This is a genomic window from Martelella mediterranea (assembly GCF_021021415.1).
GTDB classification, from domain to species: domain Bacteria; phylum Pseudomonadota; class Alphaproteobacteria; order Rhizobiales; family Rhizobiaceae; genus Martelella; species Martelella mediterranea_C.
Genome location: NZ_JAINWJ010000024.1, coordinates 1 through 24,041, shown reverse-complemented (window position 1 = coordinate 24,041; position 24,041 = coordinate 1). Strand labels below are relative to the sequence as shown.

At 63.4% G+C, this 24,041-nt stretch carries 17 protein-coding genes; 8 read left to right on the top strand and 9 right to left on the bottom strand.

Annotated elements, in window-relative coordinates; translation table 11 throughout:
- Window positions 1-136 precede the first annotated feature (136 nt).
- The 3 genes from K7H91_RS15105 to K7H91_RS15095 form a co-directional block, all read right to left on the bottom strand.
- Window positions 137-4,303 carry a translocation/assembly module TamB domain-containing protein gene (locus tag K7H91_RS15105; protein WP_230721100.1) on the bottom strand — a complete coding sequence of 1,389 codons (4,167 nt, stop codon included), beginning with the start codon at window positions 4,301-4,303 and terminating at the stop codon, window positions 137-139.
- A 104-nt stretch (window positions 4,304-4,407) separates the two neighbouring features.
- Window positions 4,408-6,330 (bottom strand): autotransporter assembly complex protein TamA, encoded by a 1,923-nt coding sequence (locus K7H91_RS15100; protein ID WP_230721099.1) that lies wholly within the window; start codon window positions 6,328-6,330, stop codon window positions 4,408-4,410.
- A gap of 209 nt (window positions 6,331-6,539) precedes the next feature.
- Window positions 6,540-6,821 carry a glycine zipper domain-containing protein gene (locus K7H91_RS15095; protein ID WP_230721098.1) on the bottom strand — a complete coding sequence of 94 codons (282 nt, stop codon included), beginning with the start codon at window positions 6,819-6,821 and terminating at the stop codon, window positions 6,540-6,542.
- Window positions 6,822-7,235: 414 nt separating this feature from the next.
- Here K7H91_RS15095 and hemA point away from each other — a divergent pair, with 414 nt between their 5' ends.
- Window positions 7,236-8,450, top strand: coding sequence for a 5-aminolevulinate synthase (gene hemA, locus K7H91_RS15090; RefSeq protein ID WP_230721097.1), 1,215 nt, complete (start codon window positions 7,236-7,238; stop codon window positions 8,448-8,450).
- 122 nt (window positions 8,451-8,572) lie between these two features.
- Entirely contained in the window at window positions 8,573-9,688 is a 1,116-nt protein-coding gene (locus tag K7H91_RS15085) for a serine hydrolase domain-containing protein (protein ID WP_230721096.1), read from the top strand.
- Here the strand turns inward: K7H91_RS15085 and dxr are convergent.
- A complete protein-coding gene (dxr, locus tag K7H91_RS15080; RefSeq protein ID WP_230721095.1) occupies window positions 9,678-10,841 on the bottom strand; it encodes a 1-deoxy-D-xylulose-5-phosphate reductoisomerase in 1,164 nt (387 codons plus the stop codon). The genes K7H91_RS15085 and dxr overlap by 11 nt on opposite strands.
- 196 nt (window positions 10,842-11,037) lie before the next feature.
- Between dxr and K7H91_RS15075 the strand changes: the two genes are divergently transcribed.
- Window positions 11,038-11,919, top strand: coding sequence for a 3-hydroxybutyryl-CoA dehydrogenase (locus K7H91_RS15075; protein ID WP_230721094.1), 882 nt, complete (start codon window positions 11,038-11,040; stop codon window positions 11,917-11,919).
- 4 nt (window positions 11,920-11,923) lie between these two features.
- Here the strand turns inward: K7H91_RS15075 and cueR are convergent, their stop codons facing one another.
- Window positions 11,924-12,322 carry a Cu(I)-responsive transcriptional regulator gene (cueR, locus tag K7H91_RS15070; RefSeq protein WP_230721093.1) on the bottom strand — a complete coding sequence of 133 codons (399 nt, stop codon included), beginning with the start codon at window positions 12,320-12,322 and terminating at the stop codon, window positions 11,924-11,926.
- A gap of 126 nt (window positions 12,323-12,448) precedes the next feature.
- Here cueR and K7H91_RS15065 point away from each other — a divergent pair, with 126 nt between their 5' ends.
- Complete coding sequence (locus K7H91_RS15065) at window positions 12,449-12,853, top strand: GFA family protein (RefSeq protein ID WP_230721092.1); 405 nt, start codon at window positions 12,449-12,451, stop codon at window positions 12,851-12,853.
- A gap of 4 nt (window positions 12,854-12,857) precedes the next feature.
- On the opposite strand, the gene K7H91_RS15060 is transcribed toward K7H91_RS15065, so the two are convergent.
- On the bottom strand, window positions 12,858-13,727 hold the full coding sequence (locus K7H91_RS15060; RefSeq protein ID WP_230721091.1) for an NAD(P)-dependent oxidoreductase: 870 nt from the start codon (window positions 13,725-13,727) through the stop codon (window positions 12,858-12,860).
- A 1-nt stretch (window position 13,728) separates the two neighbouring features.
- A complete protein-coding gene (locus K7H91_RS15055; protein WP_230721090.1) occupies window positions 13,729-15,312 on the bottom strand; it encodes a peptide chain release factor 3 in 1,584 nt (527 codons plus the stop codon).
- A 331-nt stretch (window positions 15,313-15,643) separates the two neighbouring features.
- Here K7H91_RS15055 and dut point away from each other — a divergent pair, with 331 nt between their 5' ends.
- The 3 genes from dut (at window position 15,644) to cysK (ending at window position 18,599) form a co-directional block, all read left to right on the top strand.
- Window positions 15,644-16,102 (top strand): dUTP diphosphatase, encoded by a 459-nt coding sequence (gene dut / locus K7H91_RS15050; protein ID WP_230721089.1) that lies wholly within the window; start codon window positions 15,644-15,646, stop codon window positions 16,100-16,102.
- Window positions 16,103-16,204: 102 nt separating this feature from the next.
- Window positions 16,205-17,473, top strand: a complete 1,269-nt coding sequence (locus K7H91_RS15045) for an MgtC/SapB family protein (RefSeq protein WP_230721088.1) — start codon at window positions 16,205-16,207, stop codon at window positions 17,471-17,473.
- A 157-nt stretch (window positions 17,474-17,630) separates the two neighbouring features.
- Window positions 17,631-18,599 carry a cysteine synthase A gene (gene cysK, locus K7H91_RS15040; RefSeq protein WP_230721087.1) on the top strand — a complete coding sequence of 323 codons (969 nt, stop codon included), beginning with the start codon at window positions 17,631-17,633 and terminating at the stop codon, window positions 18,597-18,599.
- A gap of 83 nt (window positions 18,600-18,682) precedes the next feature.
- Here the strand turns inward: cysK and K7H91_RS15035 are convergent, their stop codons facing one another.
- Both K7H91_RS15035 and K7H91_RS15030 read right to left on the bottom strand, forming a co-directional pair.
- Window positions 18,683-19,591, bottom strand: coding sequence for a response regulator (locus K7H91_RS15035; protein WP_230721086.1), 909 nt, complete (start codon window positions 19,589-19,591; stop codon window positions 18,683-18,685).
- Window positions 19,584-22,958 (bottom strand): ATP-binding protein, encoded by a 3,375-nt coding sequence (locus K7H91_RS15030; protein ID WP_230721085.1) that lies wholly within the window; start codon window positions 22,956-22,958, stop codon window positions 19,584-19,586. Before K7H91_RS15030 ends, K7H91_RS15035 begins: the two co-directional genes overlap by 8 nt.
- Before the next feature lie 165 nt (window positions 22,959-23,123).
- On the opposite strand from K7H91_RS15030, the gene K7H91_RS15025 reads away from it, so the two are divergent.
- Entirely contained in the window at window positions 23,124-23,942 is an 819-nt protein-coding gene (locus K7H91_RS15025) for an aspartyl/asparaginyl beta-hydroxylase domain-containing protein (RefSeq protein WP_230721084.1), read from the top strand.
- The last annotated feature ends 99 nt before the right edge of the window (window positions 23,943-24,041 follow it).

Genomic DNA, 24,041 nt, shown 5'->3' with positions numbered 1-24,041 from the left:
TACCTATCCGATTGCCATGTTATCGCCATCTTTTCAACTGCCGACGGATAGCATGGCAACGGGCGAACAGCACCCGATGCTTCACATTCACTGTGTTGACGCACCCGGACGTTCGAAACCGCCTCTTGCCTGACGTCTAGTATTCCTTTTCGTAAAAGATGCCGCCGGAAGCCTCGCCCCGCGATCCGGCGGCTCCCTTCAGGATAAAGTTGCGGCCGATATCGATGTTGACACTCGCCCGCGTGCCGGTATCCCGGCTCTGCTCGATTTCGAGATAGGTGTTGCTGTTGAGGTACTTTCCGACGCTGACGGCAGTGTTGCCGGTGGAGTCCGTGGTCAGGTCGAGATTGTCGACGCCGAGCACGTCGCGGATCGAGCCGAACAGCGACTGATCGGTCCCGCCCGTCAACTGAATGACGGCATCGGCGAGCTGGGCGATCTGAAGCGCCGAGAGCTGGGATGAGGACTGGTTGAACAGCAACTGCGCCAGGATTTCGTCATCCGGCAGCGCCGGCGTCGAACTCAGCTTCACCTGCGGGTCGTTGGCCACGCCTTCAAGGGCGATGGTGATAGCGGTGGCGCCGGCATTGGTGTTGGCCCTCAGATCGATCATCGGGATCAACGCGCCGCCGAAGGTGATCCGCCCTTGCGTGAAATCAAGCCGCCGGTTGAGGATCGAAAGCCGGCCGCGAATCAGGTCGAAACCGCCGCTGACAACCGGGTTCTGGGTCGTGCCGGTGATCCGCACATTGCCGCCAAGCTCGGCATCGACGCCGCGCCCGCGCACGAAGATCGCGTTCGGGGCCGAGATGGTGAGATCGAGCGCCATGGTGGTGCGCGCTTCGCTGGCCTGAGGCGGAGAAAGTTCCTCCGCCTGCCTGAGCACGGCCTTCGACGCGTCCTGATGCACGATGTCGATCTGCGATATCGACGCCGGCAGCCGGTCGGGGATCACGATCGCCGTGCGGGCAAGCGTCAACCGTCCGGCAAGCGTCGGCTGGGTCAGGATCGGTCCTTCCAGCGTCAATGTTCCGTTTGCCGTGGTCGTCAGCAATCGTCCGTCATTGATGACCGCATTGTCGGCCACGAGCTTGAGCGATGCGGGAAAGCCGCCGGTCAGTCCGACGCTGCCGCTGATCGTGAGCGTACCGCCGGCGGCAAGTCTGCCGGTGATGCCGTCGATCTGCACCCGGTCCCCGGACAGCGCGATGCGCCCGCCGATATCGTTGAGCGAAATGCCGCGCCTGATGTCGGTCAGCGCGCTGATGGCGAGGTCGACGCCGCCGGAATAGCTCGGGCTCGTCAGCGTGCCGCCCACCGTCATATTGACATCCGCATTGCCGGAAATGGCGAAACCGGAATTTGCGGCAAGTGCAGCGGCGATCTGCATCGGCAGGCGACCATTGATCGACAGGTTCAGCGGCCTGTTGCCGGTGAGCCCGACCGAGCCGGTCGCGCGCGCGTTGATGCCCTGCGCATTGGTGATCGTGGTGTCGGTCGTAACCTGACTGCCGTCATAGCGGCCGGTGGTGGTGACGTTGAATGGCTGCCCGCCAAGCGCGCTCGTCTGGGCCAGATTGCCGTTGTCGAGGCGGAGATTGTAGTCGGCCGTGGGGTTCGCCGTGGTGCCTCCCGCCGTTATCGTGCCCGATATCGTGCCGCTGGCGCCGAGCGAGGGAACGAACTGATTGGCGATCGCGGCGGAAACGCCGTTGATGTTGGCCGTAAGATTCAGCCTGTCGCCGACGCTGCCGCTCAGGGCCACAGTGCCGCCGCCGATCCCGATTCTGAGGCTTTCGATATTCGTCGTGCCGTTGGCCATGGTGATCCGCCCGGGTTCGAGCAGTCGAAGGCCGAGGCCCATCGGCGAGCCTTCCAGGCGCTTGAGGTCGACCGTGAGCGTATCTCCCCGGTTCACTGCCGCTTCCAGCGATACCGGCTGTCCGTCATAGCGGGCAGCAAGGTCGAAATTTGTGGTCGTGTCCTGGTTGCTGGCCGAAAGCGTGATATCGGTAATAGTCTGTCCGGCAACGGCGACGGAACCGAGCGTGATCTTGCCGCTGGCCTTCAGCGCGGCGACATCGGCGACCGTCATGTCGGCGTCGAGATTTCTTGCGGTTACGCCGTTGGTGGTGATGCTGTCGCTTCTGGCGTCGATCGATAGGCCCAGCCTGTCATTGGCGTTGTCGAGCTCGACGCGGCCGGAGATCGCGCCTTCGGCCTTTTGGCCGGCAAGGCCGGCGAGCAGTTTCAGATCCGGGAAATCGAAGCTGATGCCGCCGGCGGGCTGGAACTTGCTGTTGAGGATGATGTCGCCGGAAAGCGTGTTTTTGCCCACCGCGCCATCAATGCCCGCGATCTCGATCTGGCCGTCATTGGAGGTGACATTTGCCGACAGCGAAAGCGGTGCGCCGGCATAGCTGCCCTTTGCGGTAAGCGCGCCGGAGGGGGCCGACATGTCCGCCTTGCCCTTGATCGTCGCCACAAAGTCCTTGAGCGTCTCGCCGGTGATGTCGAGACTGTCCGCTTTGACCGTGGCGTCGATTTCGGGTGCGGTCAGGTCGCCGCCGATCGTGGCGTCAAGCACGGTCGACCCCTTGACCTGCGGCGCGAGCCGTCCGAGTTCGGCGACCGTCGCCTTCAGCGTCGCGTCGATCGTCCCCCCGGTGACGCGGACATCGCCGCCGGCGGTCAGCAGTCCGTTTTCCACCTTGAGATTGGAGAGCGCCACGGCGCCGGACGCGGTCGAGAGGAAGAAATCGCTCTCGATCCGGGTCATGTCGTCGATCAGGCCGGCGGCCGCGTCGGGAAGCGCGTCGGCGAGCACGAACAGTCTGGCGTGGCCGGTCGCTTCCTGCGACCCAAGATCATAATCGACATTGGCGGTGGCGCCGATGCTGCCGCTTTCGAGCGCGATATCGTCGAGCTTCACGCTTCCTTTCGCGAGCGTCACCCGCGTCTTGAGCGAAAGCGGCGCCTCGATCATCCGGTCGAGGCTTTCGTCGCGGAACGCAAGGCTTTCAACCGTAAGCCCGGCATTGAAAGCGCCGGTGCGGGTTTCAAGGTTGAAGCCCTTGCCGTTTGCCGCCAGCGAAACGCCGCTTGTCGAGACTTGCGGCAGGGAGAGCTGCGAGAGCGTGACCGAAGCCGAGAGGTCCGCGCTTTCGGCTGCCCCGTGCAAGCTGAGGCTGGCGTTCTCCAAGGAGAGCGAAAGCGTGCCGTCATCGCCCATCGCCATGGAAAACGGCACGGAACCGTCATTGACGCCGTCAAGCGTGACGTCGAGGTCGTTTTCGCCCTTGGGATCATAGGCGCCTGAGGCGTTAAGCACGAAACTGCCGGTCTCGACCCGGCCCTTGCCGATCGCGATCCGCCCGCCGGGATAAAGCGTTGCCTGAACGTCGATGCCGGTCTGGCCCTCGACCAATGACTGGAATTCCGGCGGCGTCAGCGCGGCGAATTCGCCCTGGCCGGTCACGGTGACGGTGCGCTCGTCCCTGTCGTTCAACTGATGACGGATATCGATCTCGCCGAGCTTCTCGCCGGAGAGCGCGGCCGTCAGCCGTCCCTTCCAGTCCGAAAGCGGCCCGTCGCCATCAATCGCGATGTTGAGCGCCGGCGTGCCGGGCAGCTTCAGCAGGGTCGCGACCATGCCGCCTTCCGGCTCGTTCACCTCGGCGGTGATGTCGAGGAGGTTCTCGTCCGGCGCATAATCGATATCGGCCTTCACATAAGTGCCGGCGCGGGCGCGATGTTCGATGTCGAGCGCGGTCGAGATCCGGTCGGTAACGGCGCTTACATGGCCGGAGGCGGAAAGCGGATAGGCCTCGCCGGCCACGGCTTCGGCGATGTCGATCTCAGGGAAATCGAATTTTTCGATATCGATGCCGATCGGCAGGGAAAAGCCGCCGCTCGACGGCGTCTTCTCCGGCGCTGGCTTGCCGGGAACGGGGAGACGGGAAAGCGAAACCGTGCGCGCCGACAAGTTTTCTGCGGCAAAGCGTCCCCTGAACAGCGCCATCGGCGACCAGTCGAGCGCGATGCCCTCGACTGTGGCATAGGGGCCCTTGATATCGGAGACGGTAACACTGTCGACGGTGAAATTGCCGGTCAGCGGCGCGCTGACCCTGCCCACATGAACGGCGAAATCCGGGGAGGCGATCCGTTTGGTGATCTGGCGGACGGCGAAATTCGCGCCGGCATCGGTATAGCCGATCAGGATGACGGCGGCGGCGACAATCACGATCACCAAAGCCAAAAGGCTTGCCACCACCTGAAACAGTCGTTTGAAGAACACCGCCATGAAACTCCTCGGGCGCAATTTTCCTTAAGCATTTAGAGCGATTTGCGCGTTTTTCCAATCATGCCATGAAAGGCATGAATGCATCGTCAATTGCAAGGAGGTGACTAAAAACTCTGTCCGATACCGGCATAGATGCCGTAATGGTCGCCGCCGGGATAGCGGTTGAGCGGAACGGCGACATCGAGGCGGATCGGGCCGAAGCCGGTCAGATACCGCACCCCGATGCCGGCGCCGGCGCGGATATCGGAAAAGTCGGGGAACTGGTCGGCGGAAACATCGGCTGCATCGATGAACGGCACGACCTGGATGTTCTCGGTCACGCCGATGCGGGCCTCCAGCGTCGCCTCGACATAGGAGCGGCCGCCGGTTTCATCGCCATTGGCGAGCCGCGGCGAGATCGACTTATAGGCATAGCCGCGCACGCTGCCGCCGCCGCCGGCATAGAACCGGTCGTTTGCGGGAATGTCCTTGAGGTCGCCGCCGCCGACGATGGTGCCGGCCCCGACGCGCGCGGCAAGCGTAAACCGGTCATCCTCGCCCACCGAAAAATAGGTGGAGCCGACGGCATCGAAGGACGAGAAGAAATTGCCGCCCAGGAAATCATAGGAAGGCTCTGCCGTGGTGATCAGGTAGATGCCCTCGGTCGGGTTCAGCGGGTCGTTCCTCGTGTCGCGGTCGAAGCCGATCGGCGCGGAGAAGGTCAGGTAGTCCTCGGTGCCGAAGGCGTCCTTGATGTGGGAATAGTCGAGCGTCAGGCCGGCGCTGATCGTGTTGTACTCGTTCTGCTCATAGGTGTAGCTGACGCTGCCGGCGACGGATTTCGCGTTATAGGCGTCCGGGTTCTCCGTCGCGGTCAGCAGGCTTGCTGTAAACATGCCGGACGGGTGGAACAGGCCGGGCTTGGTGAAGGTGATGCCGCCGGCGAGATCGAGCGAGTTGACGCCGTAATCGTCCGACGCTCCGATCCGCGACACGCCGGCTTCAAGCCGCAGTCCCTCGGCCTGGCCGAACAGGTTGCGGTGGCCCCAATAGCCTTCCAGCCCCAGGCCGTCGATCGAGGATACGGTTGCGCCAAAGCCAAAGTAACGAAACTTGCCGTCGCGCACCGTGATTGTCGTCGGAAGCTGGCCGTCATCGTCCAGCGCGCTCGCGGTGGTGATCGTCACCGAATCGAACGTGTTCAGCGAGCGCAGCCGGTTGGCGGCGGCGGTGAGCTGCTCGGGCGAATACTGCTCGCCGGGCTTCAGTCGCGAATAGCGCCGGATGAAATCGGGCTCGACGGCTTCTGAGCCTTTCACCGCGATCGACCCCAGATCGGCGACTGGTCCGTCCTCGGCGCGGATGTCGACATCGACTGTGGAGTTGGCGTGATCGGCGATCACTTCGCGCCGGGTGATGGTCGCAAACGGATGACCCTGGTCCTTGAGCTCGGTGGTGATCTCGCGGGCGGCCGCAAGGATGGTTGTCGAATAGGCCGGCTTCCCGGCCACGAGATCGAGCTTTGCGGGGTTGAAGCTTGCCGGCGCGCCTTCGAGGTTAATCCGCGCGAAGGTGAACATCGGCCCGGCCTCGATCGAGACGTTTACGGGCACCGGGTCCTCACGCCCGAAATCGGGCAGGCCGACGATATCCTCGATCGACTGTCCGTTGACGGTGATGTTCACCAGACCGCCATAATAGGCCTTCTCGAACAGCGAGCCGACGAGAATCTGCAGGTCATCGCGCGCCTTCACCAGCACGCCGAGATCGCCGTCGACGGGCTGGCGCTCGTCGCTGACCAGCGCCGAGCGTCTGCGCAGGAAGCTTTCCAGCTCGCTGTCGCCGCCGGTCACGCTGAAGGTGACGGTATAGTGGACGGGGTCCTGGATGGAGGAGATGTCAACTTCCTCCTCGCCCCAGAGATGGATGCCGAACAGGCTGAACGCCTGTGCCTCGCCGCCGGCGGCGAAGATCGCAACGAATATCGCCGGCAGCAGCTTGAGCGCGCGGGATATTCCTGAACTTTGCCGTTTTGAACGGGGTACCATCTTCAACTCGAACCGGATCGCTAAAAATTACATATGCGATAAAATATTAGCAGGTTTCCAAATGCATAGCCCAAGAAAACCGAAAACCCGGCAACAGCATTAACCGTTGGTTACGGTCGCTGTATGTCGGGTCTCGTTTGCCATGGACAATCGCCGCAATTGACGCGCCTTGGCGGGGCCGCCTCCTTTTGAGGCGGCGGCCCTGTTTCTTACCGGTAGCCGGGGGGGCAATCGTCGGTGTATTCGCGACCGTAGCGGTCACGATAGTAGCACTTGCCGGGCTGGTTCTCGACCGCGCGGCCAACAAGAGCACCGGCGCCAGCGCCAATCGCGCCGCCAACGAGCGCGCCGCCGAGGCCGCCGCCGTCAATCGCCGTGCCGACCAGGGCGCCGGTGCCGGCGCCGATGGCCGCACCTTCCTGGGTGGGCGTGCAGGCCGTTGCCGCAAGCGAAGCAACGCCGATCACAATTCCTGCAAAAATCTTTTTCATGATTCCCTCATCACCTTTTGCGCTTTGGTTCCGCCGCGATCCGACCGCTCCATTGTCCCGGACCTGATCGCCGCCGTCCCTCACATGCAGCCTGCGGCCGCTCTTCCAACACATACCCGAATAGCGTTCCGGCGAAAAGCAAAAAGGTCTTGCGCCGGCCTATTACGCCTTAGGTAGATGGTTAATGTCCGGGGAATTGATATGTTCCATATTTCTGAAAAATCCGAATCTGTGCGGCAAATTGACCCTGATCAAGTTTTGCCGAGGCGGTTGCGCGTAGGTAAAGTTTGGAATAGTTCAAACTAAGGGCTGATTGTCGCAGGACAGGAAACAGGCCGCGATGCGGGTTGACGGGGAGCGATCTTCGTCGAAACTTGTCAAAAACAACAAGGCCGGTGGTGGAGCATCTGGGTAATGGATTTCGAAGCATTCTTCAAAAACGAGCTGGCGGAACTGCATGATGAGGGCCGCTACCGCGTTTTCGCCGAACTGAAGCGCCATCGCGGCGAATTCCCGCGCGCCTCCCGGTTCAAGGATGGCGCCGCCTCCAACGTCACCGTCTGGTGTTCCAACGATTATCTCGGCATGGGCCAGTGTCCCACCGTGATCGCCGCCATGCAGGAGGCGATCGAGGCTTGCGGGGCAGGGGCCGGCGGCACCCGCAATATTTCCGGCACCAATTACTACCACGTCCAGCTTGAGCAGGAACTGGCCGATCTCCACCACAAGGAAGCAGCCCTGATCTTCACCTCGGGCTATGTCTCCAACTGGGCGACGCTCGGCACGCTGGGCGAAAAGATTCCAGGCCTGATCATCTTCTCCGACGCGCTCAACCACGCCTCGATGATCGAGGGCATCCGCCACGGCAAATCGGCACGGGCGATCTTCCGCCACAATGACCTGAACGATCTCGAGGCCAAGCTGAAGGCCGCCGATCCGGATGCGCCGAAGCTGATCGCCTTCGAATCGGTCTATTCGATGGATGGCGACATCGCTCCCATCAAGGAAATCTGCGATCTCGCCGACAAATACGGCGCGATGACCTATCTCGACGAGGTCCATGCCGTCGGCATGTATGGCCCGCGCGGCGGCGGCGTTGCCGAACGCGAGGGGCTGATGGACAGGATCACGATTATCGAGGGCACGCTCGGCAAGGCCTTCGGCGTCATGGGCGGCTATATCACCGGGTCGAAGGCGGTCGTCGATTTCATCCGCTCCTTCGCCTCGGGCTTCATCTTCACCACCGCGCTGCCGCCGGCGCTTGCCGCCGGTGCCGTCGCATCGATCCGTCACCTCAAGGTCAGCCAGATCGAGCGGACCCGCCATCGCGAACGGGTCGATACGCTGCGCGCCAAGCTCGACCGCCAGGGCATTCCGCATATGCCGAATCCGAGCCATATCGTGCCGGTGATGGTGGGCGACGCCTCCAAGTGCAAGTGGATTTCGGACATTCTGCTCGACGATTTCGGCGTCTATGTCCAGCCGATCAACTATCCGACCGTGCCGCGCAAGACCGAGCGCCTGCGCTTCACGCCGACCCCGCTGCACACCGATGCCGACATGGACCACCTTGTTTCGGCGCTGCATTCGCTGTGGTCGCAGTGTGCTCTGGCGCGCGCCGTCGCCTGATGGCGGCAGCACCCGCGCCGGGACGATTTTTTCAGAAGCGGGCGGAACACGGCCCGCTTTTTTCTTGAAGTTTTCGGCCTCCGGCGTTCTGCTCTGGCAAAACCGTAGCGGAGACCTTCGTCATGACAATTGAAACACGTGTAAACGCGGCCATCGACATGGCCATCGGCGAGAAGCGAATCATGGGCGCCGTCGTCATGGTTGCGCGCGGCGATGAACTCATCTTTTCCCGCGCCGCCGGTCTCGCCGATCGCGAAAGCGGGCAACCTGTTGCCGCAGATACGATTTTCCGCCTTGCCTCCGTCACCAAGCCGATTGTCGCGACGACGGCTCTGGTGATGATGGAGAAGGGGTTGTTTTCGCTTGATGACAAAGTGAGCGATTATCTGCCCTGGTTTCAACCAACCGGCCCGGATGGCGCGCCCGCCGATATCCGCGTTCGTCACCTCCTCACCCATACGGCCGGACTGGATTATACCGGCGGCGCCGGCCAACTGCCGCCCGGCGAAACGGTGAATACGGGTCTCACCGATACCGATCTTACCTTCGAGCAGAATTTTTCCAGGCTGAACCATTTTCCGCTCGCCTTTGCGCCCGGCACGGCATGGGCCTATTCCGTGGCGATCGACATTCTCGGCGCGATGCTGTCTTCTGTCGCCGGGGTCGAGCTGGAAGCCGTTATCCGGCAACATGTGGCCGACCCGCTCGGCATGGACGACACGCGGTTTTCCGTCACCGACCCGCGACGGCTGGCAACGCCCTATGGGGACGGCACGCCCGAGCCGGAGCGCATGGGCACGCGCCATACGGTGCATGACGCAGACGGCATCGCCTTCACGTTCGAGCCGGCGCGCATCTTCAACCCCCGCGCCTACCAGTCCGGTGGCGCCGGGATGGCGGGGACGGCCGGCGATTTCCTGAGACTGTTGCAGGATCTTCTCCGTCCGCACGGTCTGTTGACGCCGGAGACCGCCAGGGCGGCGCTTTCCACGCAGACCGGGGCTCTGGCCGTTAGGCCAGGCAAGACATTCGGCTATGTCGGATCGGTTGTCGTCAATCCGGCTGAAGCCGGAACGGCCCTGCCGGAAGGGGCCGTGACCTGGGGCGGGGTCTACGGCAATTGCTGGGCTCTGGACCCGGCAACCGGCACGGCGGCCGTCATCATGACGAACACCGCTGTCGAAGGATGCAACGGTGCCTTCCCCGGAGAAATATGGCGGGCGCTTTTTAACGCCTGAGCAGGCTGGCTGCGCGCCGTCGCGCTTCGCTGTCGGCCTGGTAGACGTCATCGATCGTCGTCGCGGCGGGGAGATTGTCCATCTCCGCCATCACGGCTTCGGTGATTTCCGCCATTTCCAGAAAGCCGCAGCGGCCTTCGATGAAGGCTTCGAGCGCGACTTCCTTGGCGCCGTTCAGCACCGCGCCCTGCAGCCCGCCGCGCTCCATGGCACGCCGTGCAAGCTTCAGTGCCGGGAAGCGGGTCTCGTCGGGCGCTTCGAAATCCAGCCGCGCAAGCTTGGCGAAATCCAGCCTTTCCACCGAAAGCGGGCGGCGCTCGGGGTAGGCGAGCGCATAGCCGATGGCGGTGCGCATGTCGGGCGCGCCGAGCTGGGCGAGGATCGAGCCATCGGCGTAACCGACCATGGAATGGATGATAGACTGGGGGTGGACCACCACCTCCACCTGTCCGGGTGCAAGGTCGAACAGATGCTGCGCCTCGATCATTTCCAGCGCCTTGTTGAACATCGAAGCGCTGTCGATCGAGATTTTCAGACCCATCGACCAGTTGGGATGAGCGCGCGCGGTGGCCGCATCGACATGACGCATCTCGTCCAGCGACATCTGACGGAACGGGCCGCCGGATGCGGTGATGATCACCCGGTCGAGCGCGCGGCGCTGGTTTTCCTCAAACACCTGGAAGATCGCGGAATGCTCGCTGTCGACCGGGATCAGCATGCCGCCGCCGCGTTTCACCGCGTCCATGAACAGCGGACCGGCGGAAACCAGGCATTCCTTGTTGGCAAGCGCGATATCAGCGCCGGCGGCAGCCGCCTTCAGCGTCGGGGCGAGCCCGGCCGTGCCGACGATCGCGGCCATCACGATGTCATTGTTGCAGCTGGCCGCCTCATCGAGACCGCTGGCGCCCGAAGCGGCTTCGATGCCGGTGCCGGAAAGTTCTTGCTTCAGGTCGTCATAGCGGCTTTCATCAGCGGTGACAGCCATGGCGGCGCCGTGTTCGATCGCGAGCCGGGCGAGCGCCTCGACATTCGAATTACCGGTCACTGCGGTGATCTCGAAGGCGTCCCGTCCGCCAAGCTGGGCGATGACATCGAGCGTGTTGATACCGATGGAGCCGGTCGCGCCGAAGATTGCGATGCGTCGCGTCTGCATGTTTCCGCCTGTCGTTCCTGTCCGTCAGGCTCTAGCGGGTTTTTCGGGGCGACAACAGGGGGCGGGCGGATATTCCCGCGCTTTGTGGCGCGGTCGGGCGGTCCGCCGCAAGGCACTGGAAAAACCGCACCCGAGGCTTTATCAAAGTCCGGGGCCGCCTGCGGTGGCCGAAAGACGAGGAACGAGGGAGTGCGAGATGGCCGATACTATCAAGCGCGTCGGTGTGATCGGCGCCGGGGCCATGGGCTGCGGCGTCGCCCATGTCTGCGCAGTCGCCGGCTACGACGTCCACCTGATCGACGCCGGACAGCAGCAGATCGAGCGCGGGCTTGCCACCATCAACGGCAATCTGGCGCGACAGGTCACCTCCGGCAAGCTTAGCGATGACGACCGCAAGAAGGCGCTGAAGCTGATCACCGCCTCGTCCGACCTCCAGGACCTTGCCTCCGCCGATATCGTGATCGAGGCGATCACCGAGGACGAGGCGGAAAAGCGGGCGCTTTACGCGAAACTTTGCCCGATCCTGAAGCCGGAAACCCTGCTTGCCAGCAATACCTCGTCCTTTTCGATCACCCGGCTTGCCGCCGCCACCGATCGGCCGGAGCGGTTCATGGGCGTGCATTTCATGAACCCGGTGCCGGTGATGGAACTTGTGGAACTGGTGCGCGGCATCGCCACCGAGGAGGCGACCTTTGAAACGGCGCGGGAATTCGTGCGCGCGCTCGGCAAGACGCCGACCGTTTCGGAGGACTTCCCGGCCTTCATCGTCAACCGCATCCTGCTGCCGATGATCAACGAGGCGATCTATGTTCTTTATGAAGGCGTCGGGACCGTCGACCACATCGATACCGCGATGAAGCTCGGCGCCCGCCACCCGATGGGGCCGCTTGAGCTTGCCGATTTCATCGGTCTTGATACCTGCCTTTCGGGCATGCAGATGCTGCATGAAGGCTTGGCCGACAATAAATATCGCCCGTGTCCGCTGCTGGTGAAATATGTCGACGCCGGCTGGCTCGGCCGCAAATCCGGGCGCGGGTTCTACGATTATCGCGGCGAGGAGCCGGTGCCGACGCGGTAAGCCCTCATTTGCAGCAACTGCCCGAGGAAAGTTCCTCCAGGATCGGGCAGTCCGGCCGGTGGTCGCCATGGCAATGATCGGCGAGGTGCTGGAGGGTCGCCTTCAGGCCGGCGAGGCGTGCGAGCTTCTCGTCGATCTCCGCGATCTTGGCGGTCGCTAGCGCCTTCACTTCGGCGCTTTCGCGGGCGTCGTCGTCATAGAGCGACAGCAGCAGACGGCACTCCTCGACCGAAAAGCCGAGATCGCGCGAACGGTGAATGAAATTCAGCCGGTGGACATGGTTGGCGGAATAATCGCGATAGCCGTTCTCGGCCCGGTCTGCGACGACAAGGCCGATTTCCTCGTAATAGCGGATGGTCTTGGGCGGCAGTCCCGATTGTTTCGCAGCCTGTCCGATGTTCATGGCCAATTTCTCCGATCATCTGTTCAGCAGATGTGATGCCTGCTTCAAAATTCTTCAAGTCCGTGGCCGTTGTCTCGCCGCCTGTCTTCGTGCGACGGTGATGAACCTTCAAGAAACGGAGTTCGCATGAAGATCACCGGCGGATGCTATTGCGGCAAGGTCCGCTTCGAAGCCGAAATCGATCCGGACGCTGTGGTGATCTGCCATTGCACCGATTGTCAGCGCCTGAGCGGCTCGCCCTATCGCACCACCGCTCTCGTGCCCCGTGCCGATGTCGAGATCACATCCGGCGTAACCCGCAGCTATTGGAAAATGGCCGAGAGCGGACGCAAACGCGAGCAGTTTTTCTGCGAAGACTGCGGCTCGCCGCTGTTTACCGGCGGCGAAGGGGCCGATGAAGACGATTGGGGGATCCGCTGGGGCATGATCGACCAGCGCGATGTTTTGCCGCCGAAACGGCAGATCTGGTGTCGCTCGGCGGTTCCCTGGCTTGACGAGGTTACTGCGCTTCCGGGCAACGCAACTGAATAAGTCGTCAATCCTGCGACAGCGCCATCCGCAGCATCGCCGAGAGGTCTTCGTCGCCGCTGCCGCTTTCAAGGCAGGCCTTGTAGCTGGCAAGGGCCGCGTCGATCGCCGGCGTATCGACATCGTAGCTGTCGGCGACGCTTGCAAACAGTGTGGCATCCTTCACCGCGCCGTGCACGGGAAAACCCACGCTCCTGTCATGGCCGCGAATGCGCGGGGCGCGGGCCTTCAGCGCTGGCGTGCCGGCGGGGCTGGTCATCAGCATATCGAGCATCTTGTCGAGGCTGAGGCCGGCGCGTTTGCCGGTCATCAGCGCCTCGCGCAACACTTCCCAATAGCCGCAAAGCACCATGTTATTGACGATCTTGGCCGCTGCGCCGGTGCCGAGCGGGCCGGTGTGGTGAATGCGGTCGGAGAGCGTGTCGGCAACCGGCATGAAGCGTTCGAAATCGACATCCGCGCCGCCGATATAGAGCCCGGCCTTGCCGGAAATCACCAGTTCCGGACCGCCGGAGATCGGCGCGTCGATGGCGCTGCCGCCCTTGGCCTTGATGCCCGCCGAATAGCGCTTCAGCAAAGCGGGGCTGACGGTCGAGGTCTCAACCACCAGCTTGCCGGGAAGCGAGGTGGTCAGCAGTGCGTCGAGCACCGCCTCCACCGCCGCATCGTCGATCAGCGAGGTGAGAATGATATCGGCCTTGCGGGCGAGCGTTGCCGGGTTCAGCGCGACCTCGGCATGGGTCTCGGAGGCAAGCTCCATCGAAACGCCGCCGCGCGACCAGACCACCAGCGGAAAACCATAGGCGGAAAGCCGGCGCGCCATGGCGGTGCCCATGCGGCCCATGCCGCAAATGCCGATCGTCTCCTTGTCCGCCATGTCAGGCCGCCTTTGCCTGATGATATTCCTTGATCGCGATCATCCTGATCTCGGGCGCCCGCTCGCTTTCGTAATTCAGCGAGAAGCCGTCCTGCGCCATGAACACCGGATCGCCGTCGAGGTCGCGGGCGATGTCCCCGCGCCGGCCGGAGATGAATTTTTCCAGATCGGCGGTCTTCTCGGCCGAAATCCAGCGGCAGACGGAAAACCGCGCCATCTCGAACGACACCGGCAGGCCGTATTCCGCCTTCAGCCGCTCCTTCAGCACGTCGAGCTGCAGCGCGCCGACGACGCCCACGATCGCCGGCGAGCCGTCCTCGGGCGTGAACAACTGCACCACGCCTTCCTCGGCCATCTGCTGCAGGGCTTCCTTCAGCTTCTTGGCCTTCATCGCGTCTTCCAGCCGCACGCGGCGGAGGATTTCCGGCGCGAAATTCGGCACGCCCTGGAACACCAGCGCCTCGCCATCGGTCAGCGTGTCGCCGATGCGGAGCGCGCCGTGGTTCGGGATGCCGACGACATCGCCGGCATAGGCCGTATCGGCAAGCTGGCGCTGCGAGGCGAAGAAGAATTGCGGGGCGGTGAGGCCCATCTGCTTGCCGGTGCGGGCAAGCCGCGCCTTCATGCCGCGCGTCAGCGTGCCGGAGCACACGCGCACGAAGGCGATGCGGTCCCGGTGGTTCGGGTCCATATTGGCCTGGATCTTGAACACGAAGGCGCTCATCTTCGGATCCGTTGCCTCCACGGTGCGCTTGTCGGCCACCTGCGCGCGCGGCGCGGGCGCGAAATCGGAAAGCGCGTGGATCAGATCGCGCACGCCGTTGTTCCGCAGCGCCGAGCCGAAATAGACCGGCGTCATATGGCCTTCCAGAAACGCCTGCCGGTCGAAGGCGGGATAGCCGTCAATGGCAAGCTCGGCCATTTCCGCCCAGTCCTGACGCTCATGCTCCGGCAGCTTCTCCGACACGACTTCCGGGCCGTTCACCCTGATCAGTTCGGTCTGGCTGTCGCCATAGCGCACCGCGCTGTCCTTCAGGTGATAGGTGCCGGCGAAGCTCTTTCCCTGGCCGATCGGCCATGTCATCGGCACGGTGTCGAGCGCGAGCTTTTCCTGCACTTCCTCGAGGATTTCGAACGTGTCGCGGGCCTCGCGGTCCATCTTGTTGACGAAGGTGATGATCGGAATATCGCGCAGCCGGCAGACCTCGAACAGTTTCAGCGTCCGGGGCTCGATGCCCTTGGCGGCGTCAATCACCATGATCGCGGCATCCACCGCCGTCAGCGTGCGATAGGTGTCGTCGGCGAAGTCCTCGTGGCCGGGCGTGTCGAGCAGGTTGTAGACGGTGTTGTCATATTCGAAGGTCATCACCGAGGTGACCACCGAAATGCCGCGTTCGCGCTCGATCTTCATCCAGTCGGACCGGGTCTGGATGCGGTCCTTCTTCGCCTTCACCTCGCCGGCAAGCTGGATCGCGCCGCCGAACAGCAGCAGCTTTTCGGTGAGCGTGGTCTTCCCGGCATCGGGATGCGAGATGATCGCGAAGGTGCGGCGGCGGGCAACCGCCTCGGCAAGCGTTTCGGGCATCGGTCGAATATCCTGTTGATGGCGGCCTATGTAGCGATTTGGGCTACAAGATGCAATTGACCTGTCGGCCTCTGGTGGCGAAGGATGCGGGCGAGATAAACGCGGCGCGTGCGAGGCAACGTCACAACGGATTTGTGATGCTGCCTCTCCACCCTCTCTGGCGTCATCCTCGGGCTTGACCCGAGGATCCAAGCACATTTCCATGCGACGGGCGTTGGCGTGTCGCGGCTCGGTTTTTGATACAAGCCGCAGGCTCTGCTCGCGACAAAGGTGGTTAGATGCTCGGGTCGAGCCCGAGCATGACGGAGGAGAGGGGCAGGCCGCAAACACGATGGACACGGAAAAAAGAATGACGCTGAAGTTGAAACGCCTGGAACATGCCGAGGGCATCGAGCCGCCCGCCTACGAAACCTCCGGTTCCGCCGGCATGGATATCCGCGCCGCCGTCGACGCGCCGCTGACGCTTGCACCGGCCAAGCGGGCGCTGGTGCCGACCGGCTTCATCTTCGAAATTCCCCAAGGTTTCGAGGCCCAGATCCGCCCGCGCTCCGGCCTCGCCTTCAAGCACGGCATCACCTGCCTCAATACCCCCGGCACCATCGACAGCGATTATCGCGGCGAGGTGAAGGTGCTGCTCGTCAATCTCGGCGATGAAGCCTTCACCATCGAACGCGGCATGCGCATCGCCCAGGTCATCATCGCCCCGGTCACGCAGATGCCGGTGACCGTGGTCGACGATCTGACCGAGACCAAACGCGGCGCCGGCGGGTTTGGATCGACGGGCGTGTGAGGCGCGGTTTCCGGGCGTCTGTAAATCGGCGTATTTCCGCATTCTTGCCTGTGGTGTAGGCTTCCCGGAAAGCTGGCGCAACGCGGCACGGAGGCCTTGCCGATGGACATGATGGAGGCGTTTCAGCGGATTGGCCTGGCGCTGGCGATCGGGCTCTTGGCCGGGATCGAGCGCGGCTGGCAGGAGCGGGACCTTGCCGACGGGCAGCGGGTGGCGGGCATCCGCACCTTTGCGCTGGTCGGGCTTCTGGGCGGGCTGGCGGGCTATCTTGGCGTCGAGACCGGCCCGGCGGTGCCGGCGATGCTGGCGGCCGGGCTGACGATCGCCTTCGTCGTGTTCGAATACCGGGCGTCGGGCCCACGGCAGGATTTCAGCGTTACCAGCGTGGTCGCGGCGCTGGTCGTGTTCGCGCTCGGCATTGTTTCCGTCACGGGTGATATGCGGCTGGCGGCCGCCGGCGGGGTGGTCACCACCGTGCTGCTGGCCGCCCGCCACGCGCTCCACGGTTTTCTGAAGTCGATGACATGGGTGGAACTGCGTTCGGCGCTCGTGCTTTTGACGATGAGCTTCGTGGCGCTGCCGCTTCTGCCCAACCGCGCGATCGATCCATGGGGCGGGTTCAACCCGTTCTCCGTCTGGCTGATGACGGTGATGATTGCAGCACTTTCCTATGCCGGCTATGTGGCCATGCGCATTGGCGGGCCGGAGCGCGGCATTCTGTTTGCCGGCGCCACCGGCGGCATCGTGTCGTCAACGGCAACGACGCTCTCCTTCGCGCGCATTTCTGTCGGGCAGCCGGCGCTGTCGCGCAATCTCGCGGGCGCCGCATCCATCGCCGGCGGGCTTTCGCTGGTCCGCTGCTTCGTGATTGCCTCGGTCGTGGCGCCGGTTCTGATGGCGCCGCTGGCGGCCGCCCTTGCGCCGGGGCTTTGCGCCTTCATCCTTGCGAGTTTCATCCTGAGCCGCAGCAGGCCAAACGCCGGCGCGAAGTCCGAGCTTCAGCTTTCCAATCCGTTCGAGCTGCAATCGGTCTTGCGGTTCGGCGCGCTGCTGGGCGTCGTCGGCTTCGCCGCCAAGGTTCTGGTCGGTTTGCTCGGGCCGGCGAGTATCGTGTTCATCGCGCTCGTCTCCGGCATTCCCGATCTCGACGCCATCACGCTTTCGACAGCGCATCTGGCCGGAAACGCCGTTCCCGTCCATACCGCCGCGATCGCGGTGCTGACGGCGACAGTCGCCAATCTTGTCACCAAGGTGGTGCTGGCCTATGGCAGCGGCACGCGGGAATATGGCCGGTTGCTCGCCCTGGTGACGCTGGTGGCGATCGTGGTCGGCGGGGCCTGTTTCTGGCTCTACAGCGCGTTTTTGCAGTGACGGGCGGGCTGGCAGGCTGGACTTGAAATGAAATTCCTTCGTTGAGGCGATAATTGGAACTGCATTCCTCAAGTCCGGAGCGCATTGCCGGTTCGTGCCTCGCATTCGGTCGCCTTCGACCCTACCTAGATTGTAACGGATTCAAGGGAGCACAGTCATGGAACAGAACGGCAAGCCCGGACGCGGGAAGGTATACGGATCCATCCTCGAGACGATCGGCGATACGCCGCTCGTGCGTCTCGACAAACTGGCGAAGGAGCATGGCGTCAAGGCCAACCTGCTCGCCAAGCTCGAATTCTTCAACCCGATCGCCTCGGTGAAGGACCGTATCGGCTTCGCCATGATCGAGGCGCTGGAAAAGGCCGGAAAGATCACCCCCGGCAAATCCGTGCTGGTCGAGCCGACCTCGGGCAATACCGGCATCGCGCTCGCCTTCGCCGCTGCCGCCAAGGGCTACAGGCTGATCCTCACCATGCCGGAATCGATGTCGATCGAGCGCCGCAAGATGCTGGCGCTGCTCGGCGCGGAACTGGTGCTGACCGAGCCGCCGAAGGGCATGAAGGGCGCGGTCGCAAAGGCGGAGGAAATCGCCGCCGAGACCGAGAACGCGGTAATCCCGCAGCAGTTCGAAAACCCGGCCAATCCGGAAATCCACCGCAACACCACGGCCGAGGAAATCTGGAACGACACCAATGGCGATGTCGACATCTTCGTCTCCGGCATCGGCACGGGCGGCACCATCACCGGCGTCGGCCAGGTGCTGAAGGCGAAGAAGAAGGATGTGCATGTGGTGGCCGTGGAGCCCACCGCCTCGCCGGTGCTGTCCGGCGGTTCGCCGGCGCCGCACAAGATCCAGGGCATCGGCGCTGGCTTCGTGCCGGGCGTGCTCGATACCTCGGTCTATGACGAGATCGTGCAGGTCGAAAACGACGACGCCTTCGCGCTCGCCCGCGAAGTGGCCCGCCTTGAAGGCGTGCCGGTCGGCATTTCCTCCGGCGCCGCCCTGAAGGCGGCCATCGAGATTGGCTCACGCCCGGAGAACGAAGGCAAGACCATCGTCGTCATCATCCCGTCCTTCGCCGAACGCTATCTGTCGACGGCGCTGTTCGAGGGGCTCGGGCAGTAACGACGCTCCGGTTTTGATGAAAGGCGCGCGGTGGGAGCTGCGCGCCTTTTTATGTGCTGATTCCTCGGCCGAGACAGCCCCGCTCACATCCCGTGCAGCACATAGGCCGCCTTGACGGCCGCCGAGGCGCGGTTTTCGACGCCGAGCTTCACATAGATCGTTTCCAGATGCTTGTTCACCGTGCGGGTGGAAAGGCCGAGGATATCGCCGATATCGCGGTTGGTCTTGCCCTTGGCGATCCAGGCCAAAACCTCGGCCTCGCGCGCGGTCAGCGGAAATTCCTTGCGCAGCGCCTCGTCGTCGCTGACGGGGTTGGCGGGGGTGACGCGGAACAGATACTCGCTGGCCCCGGTCTTTTCCAGAAAGGCGAGCTGAAACAGCTTTTTGCCATTTTCGGTGATCGGAAGAATCGCCTCGGGGCTGGCCACCGGTTCGCCGCCTGCAAGCCGGCCGGCAAGCTGGCGCGAGACGAAGCCGAGGTCGGCGCCGGCGCCGACCGCGTCGTGGATCAGCCGGCTTGCCTGCGGCGTCATCCAGCGCAGTCCTCCCTCGGCATCGCAAGCCAGCAGGTGGCGGCCGGTCGCGTCCAGCGCCACCCGCGCGCTCTGGGTTGAGCGGGCATTGGCGAGATGGACGCGGATGCGGGCGCGCAGCTCGTCGATATTGATCGGCTTGGTGAGGTAGTCGACCCCGCCCGATTCCAGCGCGTGAACGATATGCTCGGTCTCCGAAAGCCCGGTCATGAAGATCACCGGCGCTTCGGCGGAGGGGCCGGCCTTCAGCCTGCGGCAGGCCTCGAAGCCGTCCATCTTGGGCATCACCGCATCCATCAGCACGATATCGGGCGTGATCCGCTCGACGATCGAAAGCGCGCTCGCGCCAGAGGTCGCGATCAGGACGGAATAGCCGGACGCCTCCAGCGCCTCGGTCAGGAAACTCAGAGCATCCGGGCTGTCATCGACGAGCAGCACGATTTCCTGTGGCTCAGCCATTCCCGTCCCCTTCGGTCGGCAGCGATCTCATGAAACGCAGGAAGCCGTCGAGATCGAAACGATCGACGAAACCCGTCGCCTCCTCGACAAACGGCTTGTGCGTGGCGGCATGCGCGGCGAGCTTGTCCTTGATGCCCCGGTGATAGCCGATCTCCGCCAGACGGATCAATTCCTCCCGCTCGGGTTTCGGGGGCGGAACGACCGGCTCCGGCGTTTTTTTCGAAGGTTTGGTCGGCTGAACAGCCGCCGCTTGCCGCCATGTCAGGCCGAGATGCATGCCGAGAACGTCCTTGAGCCGCTTGAGATTGACGGGCTTGGACAGCGTGTCGTTATGGCTGTCATCGCCGTGGCCGATCTCGGCATCATCGCCGATATTGGCGGAGAGCATGATGATCGGCCGCGTCACGCCGCGTTCGCGCAGCACCGTTGCCAGTTGCCAGCCGTTCATGCCGGGCATGCGGATGTCGAGCAGGAACAGGTCCGCCGGTTCGATTGCGGTCTGTTCGAGACAGGCCGCGCCGTTTTCGGCCAGCATCACGTTGAAGCCGAGCGGCTGCAGGATATCGGCCATCATCGCGCGGTGATCCTCATTGTCGTCGACAACCATGATCGTGCGGCGCGGACCATCATAGACGCCGGTGTCCGCGCCGGCTTGCGGGGGCGTCGGGCGGTCGACGGAGGCGAGCATCAGCCGCACCGAGAAGGTCGCGCCCTCACCGGGGCGGCTCTTGACCGTGATATCGCCGCCAAGCGTATTGACCAGAAGTTTGGTAATCGTCAGGCCGAGACCGAGGCCCGGCTTGTCGCGTGTGCCCCCGCGCTCGAACGGTTCGTAGATCCGGCCGAGATGCTTTTCGTCGATGCCGCTGCCGGTATCGGTCACGGTGAAGGTGGCCACCTGGCTGCGATAGCGGGCATCGAAGGTCACCGTGCCCGTATCGGTGAACTTCACCGCGTTCGACAGGAGATTGACCAGGATCTGGCGCAGGCGCTTTTCGTCGGTGCGGACATAGGCTGGCAGGTTCCGGTCGCGCCCGTGGCGAAAGGCGAGGCCCTTGGCGCGGGCCTGGGTCTCGAAGATATCGACGATCTGGTCGAGGAACTCGCCGAGATTTATCTCGTTGGAATAGACCTGCAGCCGGCCGGATTCGATCCGGGAAATATCGAGCAGCCCGTCGATCAGGCCGGAGAGATAGTCGGCGGAGCGCCGGATCGACTGGATCGCCGGCTGGCGGGCCTCGGGGATCGACGGGTCGCGCTCCAGCAACTGGGAATAGCCGGAGACGGCGTTGAGCGGCGTCCTGAGCTCGTGGGAGAGGCCGACGACATAGCGGCTCTTGGCGCGGTTGGCGGATTCGGCGGCCTCCTTGGCTGCCTGCAACGCCGCATCGGTTTTCTCGTGCGCCGCGATTTCCTTGAGCAGCAGCGTGGTCTGGCGCGAGGATTCTTCCTCGGCGACCTTGCGACTGTCCTGGGCCAGCACGAAGAACCAGGCGACCACGCCGGCAATCAGCGCAAAGACGAAGAACACGATCAGCGCGGTGTTGTAGACCACCACCTGGGTTTCCGGCGCCGCCCGCGCGGTCTGATAGGCGATCATCGCCAGGATCGCGCCGATCGCGGTGATCGACAGCGCGAGCGTTATGCCGTAGCGCCCGAGCCTTGTGGCAAGCTGGGCGACGATCCGCGCCGGCAGCAGCTTGTGGGCGACGGTACCAAGCTGCGCCTCGAACTTCGCGTTCGGCTTGCAGAGGTCGTGACAGCGGCTGTCGAGTGAACAGCACAGCGAGCAGATCGGCCCGGCATAGGCCGGACACCACGCCATATCCTCCGGCTCGAAGGCGTGTTCGCAGATCGAGCAGGTGATCGCCGTCTTTTCCTGCCAGCCCTTGCGCTGGCGGCGGGCGAGGTAGTAACGCCCGCCGGTGGCATAGGCGAGCGCCGGCGAGGCGATAAGCGCGACGAAAAGGGCGATGAACGGCGCGAAGGAGACCGCCAGCGCGCCGAACAGGCCGAAATGGGCGGCAAGGGCGATCGCGCCGGAGAGGAACATCGCCCCGAGACCGACGGGATTGATGTCGTAGAGATGGGCGCGCTTGAACTCGATGCCGGGCGGCGACAGGCCGAGCGGCTTGTTGATGAACAGATCGGCGGAAATCGTCGACAGCCAGGCCATGGCGACGATCGAGAACACGCTGAGCGAGGCCTCCAAGAGCCGGTAGATGCCGAGCTGCATCAAAAGCAGCGCGATCGCGACATTGAACACCAGCCACACCACCCGGCCCGGATGGCTGTGCGTCAGGCGCGAGAAGAAGTTCGACCAGGCGAGCGAGCCGGCATAGGCATTCATGACGTTGATCTTGAGCTGGGAGACAACCACGAAGGCGGCCATCAGCATCAGCGCCGCCGTCTGGTTCGGGATCATGTAGCCGAAAGCCGTCAGATACATATGGGCGGGATCGGCGGCCTCGCTTGCCGGCATGCCGGTGGAAAGCGCCAGCACCGCCAGAAACGACCCCGCCATCAGCTTCGGCACGCCGACCACCACCCAGCCGGGGCCAGCGAGGAAGATCGCGATCCGGTGGTGGAGCCTGGGCTTGCCGGTCGCGGGCAGAAAGCGCAGGAAGTCGACCTGCTCGCCGATCTGCGGCATCAACGCGAAGATCACGCCGGCCGCCGCCGCAAAGCCGGCCAGCGTGAACGGCGCGGCCATGCCCGGTTCCGCCGCGGCCGCGTTCAACCCGCCAAAGGCCCGCCACAACTCGAATTTCTCAAAATCCATGAAGGCGATGAAGATGAACGGGGCGATGTTGAGCACGATCCAGAACGGCTGGGTGATCAACTGGAACCGCGAGATCATCTGCACGCCATAGGTCACCAGCGGGATCACTACCACGGCGGAGATGATGTAGCTGATCCACAGCGGTATGCCGAAGGCAAGCTTCAGCGCGCCGGACATGATCGAGGCTTCGATCGCAAACAGGATGAAGGTGAAGCTGGCATAGATCAGCGAGGTGACCGTGGAGCCGATATAGCCGAAGGATGCGCCGCGCGTCAGAAGATCGATATCGACGCCGTGGCGGATCGCGTAGCGCGCGATCGGTAGGCCGGCGAGCAGCATCACGACGGAGGCGACGATCGCGGCATAAAACGCATTGGTGGTGCCGTAGGAGAGCGTGATCGTGCCGCCGATCGCTTCCAGCGCCAGAAACGAGATCGCGCCGATCGCGGTCTGCGAAATCCGGCTCGAGGAAAACCGCCGCGCGCTCTTGGCGGTGAAGCGCAGCGCGTAGTCTTCCAGCGTCTGGTTGGCGACCCAGCGATTATATTCGCGCCGGACCGGAATGATGCGTTGGCGTGGTGTCATCAATCGCTCGCAAGGAGAGGTGAGACAAATGTTTCGGCATCCCGTGCGCTTGGCAAGCAAAAACGCGTGGATATCGGCCTTCACTGCCGCACTTTTTCCTTTTTTGTTACAATGTTATGCTGCTGGCGTGCAGGAAGGACCGATGCACAGCATAAAGGGGGCGTCATGGCAAAAGCAGAGACTGAAACCGCCGATCACGGCCAGACCTTCGGCACCGAGGGCATCACCCCCATGGAACGGCCGAGCGCGGTGACCCGCTTCTTCATGGGCATCGTCAACTGTGCCGAAAAGCTCAATCTGAAATATGCCATCCACGGCAACCCGCCGGTCTATGATAACGCCACCTTCCCGTGGTCGAAGGAGATCGAGGCGGCAGCGCCCGCGATCCGCGCCGAACTCGACAAGATACTGCTGCGCCAGGCGGAACTGCCGAGCTTCCAGGACATCTCGACCGATGTGAAGACGATCTCCGACGACAACCACTGGAAGACCTTCTTCCTGCTCGGCTATGGGCTGAAATCGGAACAGAACATCAAGACCTGCCCGAAGACCTGGGAGGCGATGCAGAAGATACCCGGCCTCACCACGGTGATGTTCTCGATCTTCGAGCCCGGCAAGCACCTGCCGGCCCATCGTGGTCCCTATAACGGCGTGCTGCGCCTCCATCTCGGCATGATCGTGCCCGAGGCCGAGCCCGATCAGCTCGCCATCCGCGTCAAGGACCAGATCTGCCATTGGGAAGAGGGCAAGGTGCTGATCTTCGACGATGCCTATGAGCACGAGGCCTGGAACCACACCGACAAGACCCGCGTGGTGCTGTTTGTCGATTTCGTCAAGCCGACCCGTTTCCCGGCCAAATTGGTCAACTGGATGCTGATGAACCTCGCCGTGTTCACACCCTTCATCCGCGAGGGGCTGGATAACCACAAGGACTGGGAAAAGAAGTTCTACGCCGAGGCCGAGGCGCTTAGGAACCGGCCGTGAGGATAAGGGTTTGCTGGGCCTCGCCGCCCGGCAAACGATCTTCCCCCTTGAGGGCAGGGCTATTGCATATGGCGTAGCAGCTTGCTCCCAATACTCTCT

Bases quoted from the DNA above. Each gene is read 5' to 3' on its own strand.
- K7H91_RS15045 (WP_230721088.1), top strand. From the start codon at position 16,205: ATGGACATGATGGAGGCGTTTCAGCGGATTGGCCTGGCGCTGGCGATC.
- K7H91_RS15095 (WP_230721098.1), bottom strand. From the start codon at position 6,821: ATGAAAAAGATTTTTGCAGGAATTGTGATCGGCGTTGCTTCGCTTGCG.
- K7H91_RS15105 (WP_230721100.1), bottom strand. From the start codon at position 4,303: ATGGCGGTGTTCTTCAAACGACTGTTTCAGGTGGTGGCAAGCCTTTTG.
- dxr (WP_230721095.1), bottom strand. From the start codon at position 10,841: ATGCAGACGCGACGCATCGCAATCTTCGGCGCGACCGGCTCCATCGGT.
- K7H91_RS15030 (WP_230721085.1), bottom strand. From the start codon at position 22,958: ATGACACCACGCCAACGCATCATTCCGGTCCGGCGCGAATATAATCGC.
- K7H91_RS15060 (WP_230721091.1), bottom strand. From the start codon at position 13,727: ATGGCGGACAAGGAGACGATCGGCATTTGCGGCATGGGCCGCATGGGC.
- K7H91_RS15055 (WP_230721090.1), bottom strand. From the start codon at position 15,312: ATGCCCGAAACGCTTGCCGAGGCGGTTGCCCGCCGCCGCACCTTCGCG.
- K7H91_RS15075 (WP_230721094.1), top strand. From the start codon at position 11,038: ATGGCCGATACTATCAAGCGCGTCGGTGTGATCGGCGCCGGGGCCATG.
- dut (WP_230721089.1), top strand. From the start codon at position 15,644: ATGGACACGGAAAAAAGAATGACGCTGAAGTTGAAACGCCTGGAACAT.
- K7H91_RS15025 (WP_230721084.1), top strand. From the start codon at position 23,124: ATGGCAAAAGCAGAGACTGAAACCGCCGATCACGGCCAGACCTTCGGC.
- K7H91_RS15035 (WP_230721086.1), bottom strand. From the start codon at position 19,591: ATGGCTGAGCCACAGGAAATCGTGCTGCTCGTCGATGACAGCCCGGAT.
- K7H91_RS15100 (WP_230721099.1), bottom strand. From the start codon at position 6,330: ATGGTACCCCGTTCAAAACGGCAAAGTTCAGGAATATCCCGCGCGCTC.
- cysK (WP_230721087.1), top strand. From the start codon at position 17,631: ATGGAACAGAACGGCAAGCCCGGACGCGGGAAGGTATACGGATCCATC.
- cueR (WP_230721093.1), bottom strand. From the start codon at position 12,322: ATGAACATCGGACAGGCTGCGAAACAATCGGGACTGCCGCCCAAGACC.
- K7H91_RS15065 (WP_230721092.1), top strand. From the start codon at position 12,449: ATGAAGATCACCGGCGGATGCTATTGCGGCAAGGTCCGCTTCGAAGCC.
- K7H91_RS15085 (WP_230721096.1), top strand. From the start codon at position 8,573: ATGACAATTGAAACACGTGTAAACGCGGCCATCGACATGGCCATCGGC.
- hemA (WP_230721097.1), top strand. From the start codon at position 7,236: ATGGATTTCGAAGCATTCTTCAAAAACGAGCTGGCGGAACTGCATGAT.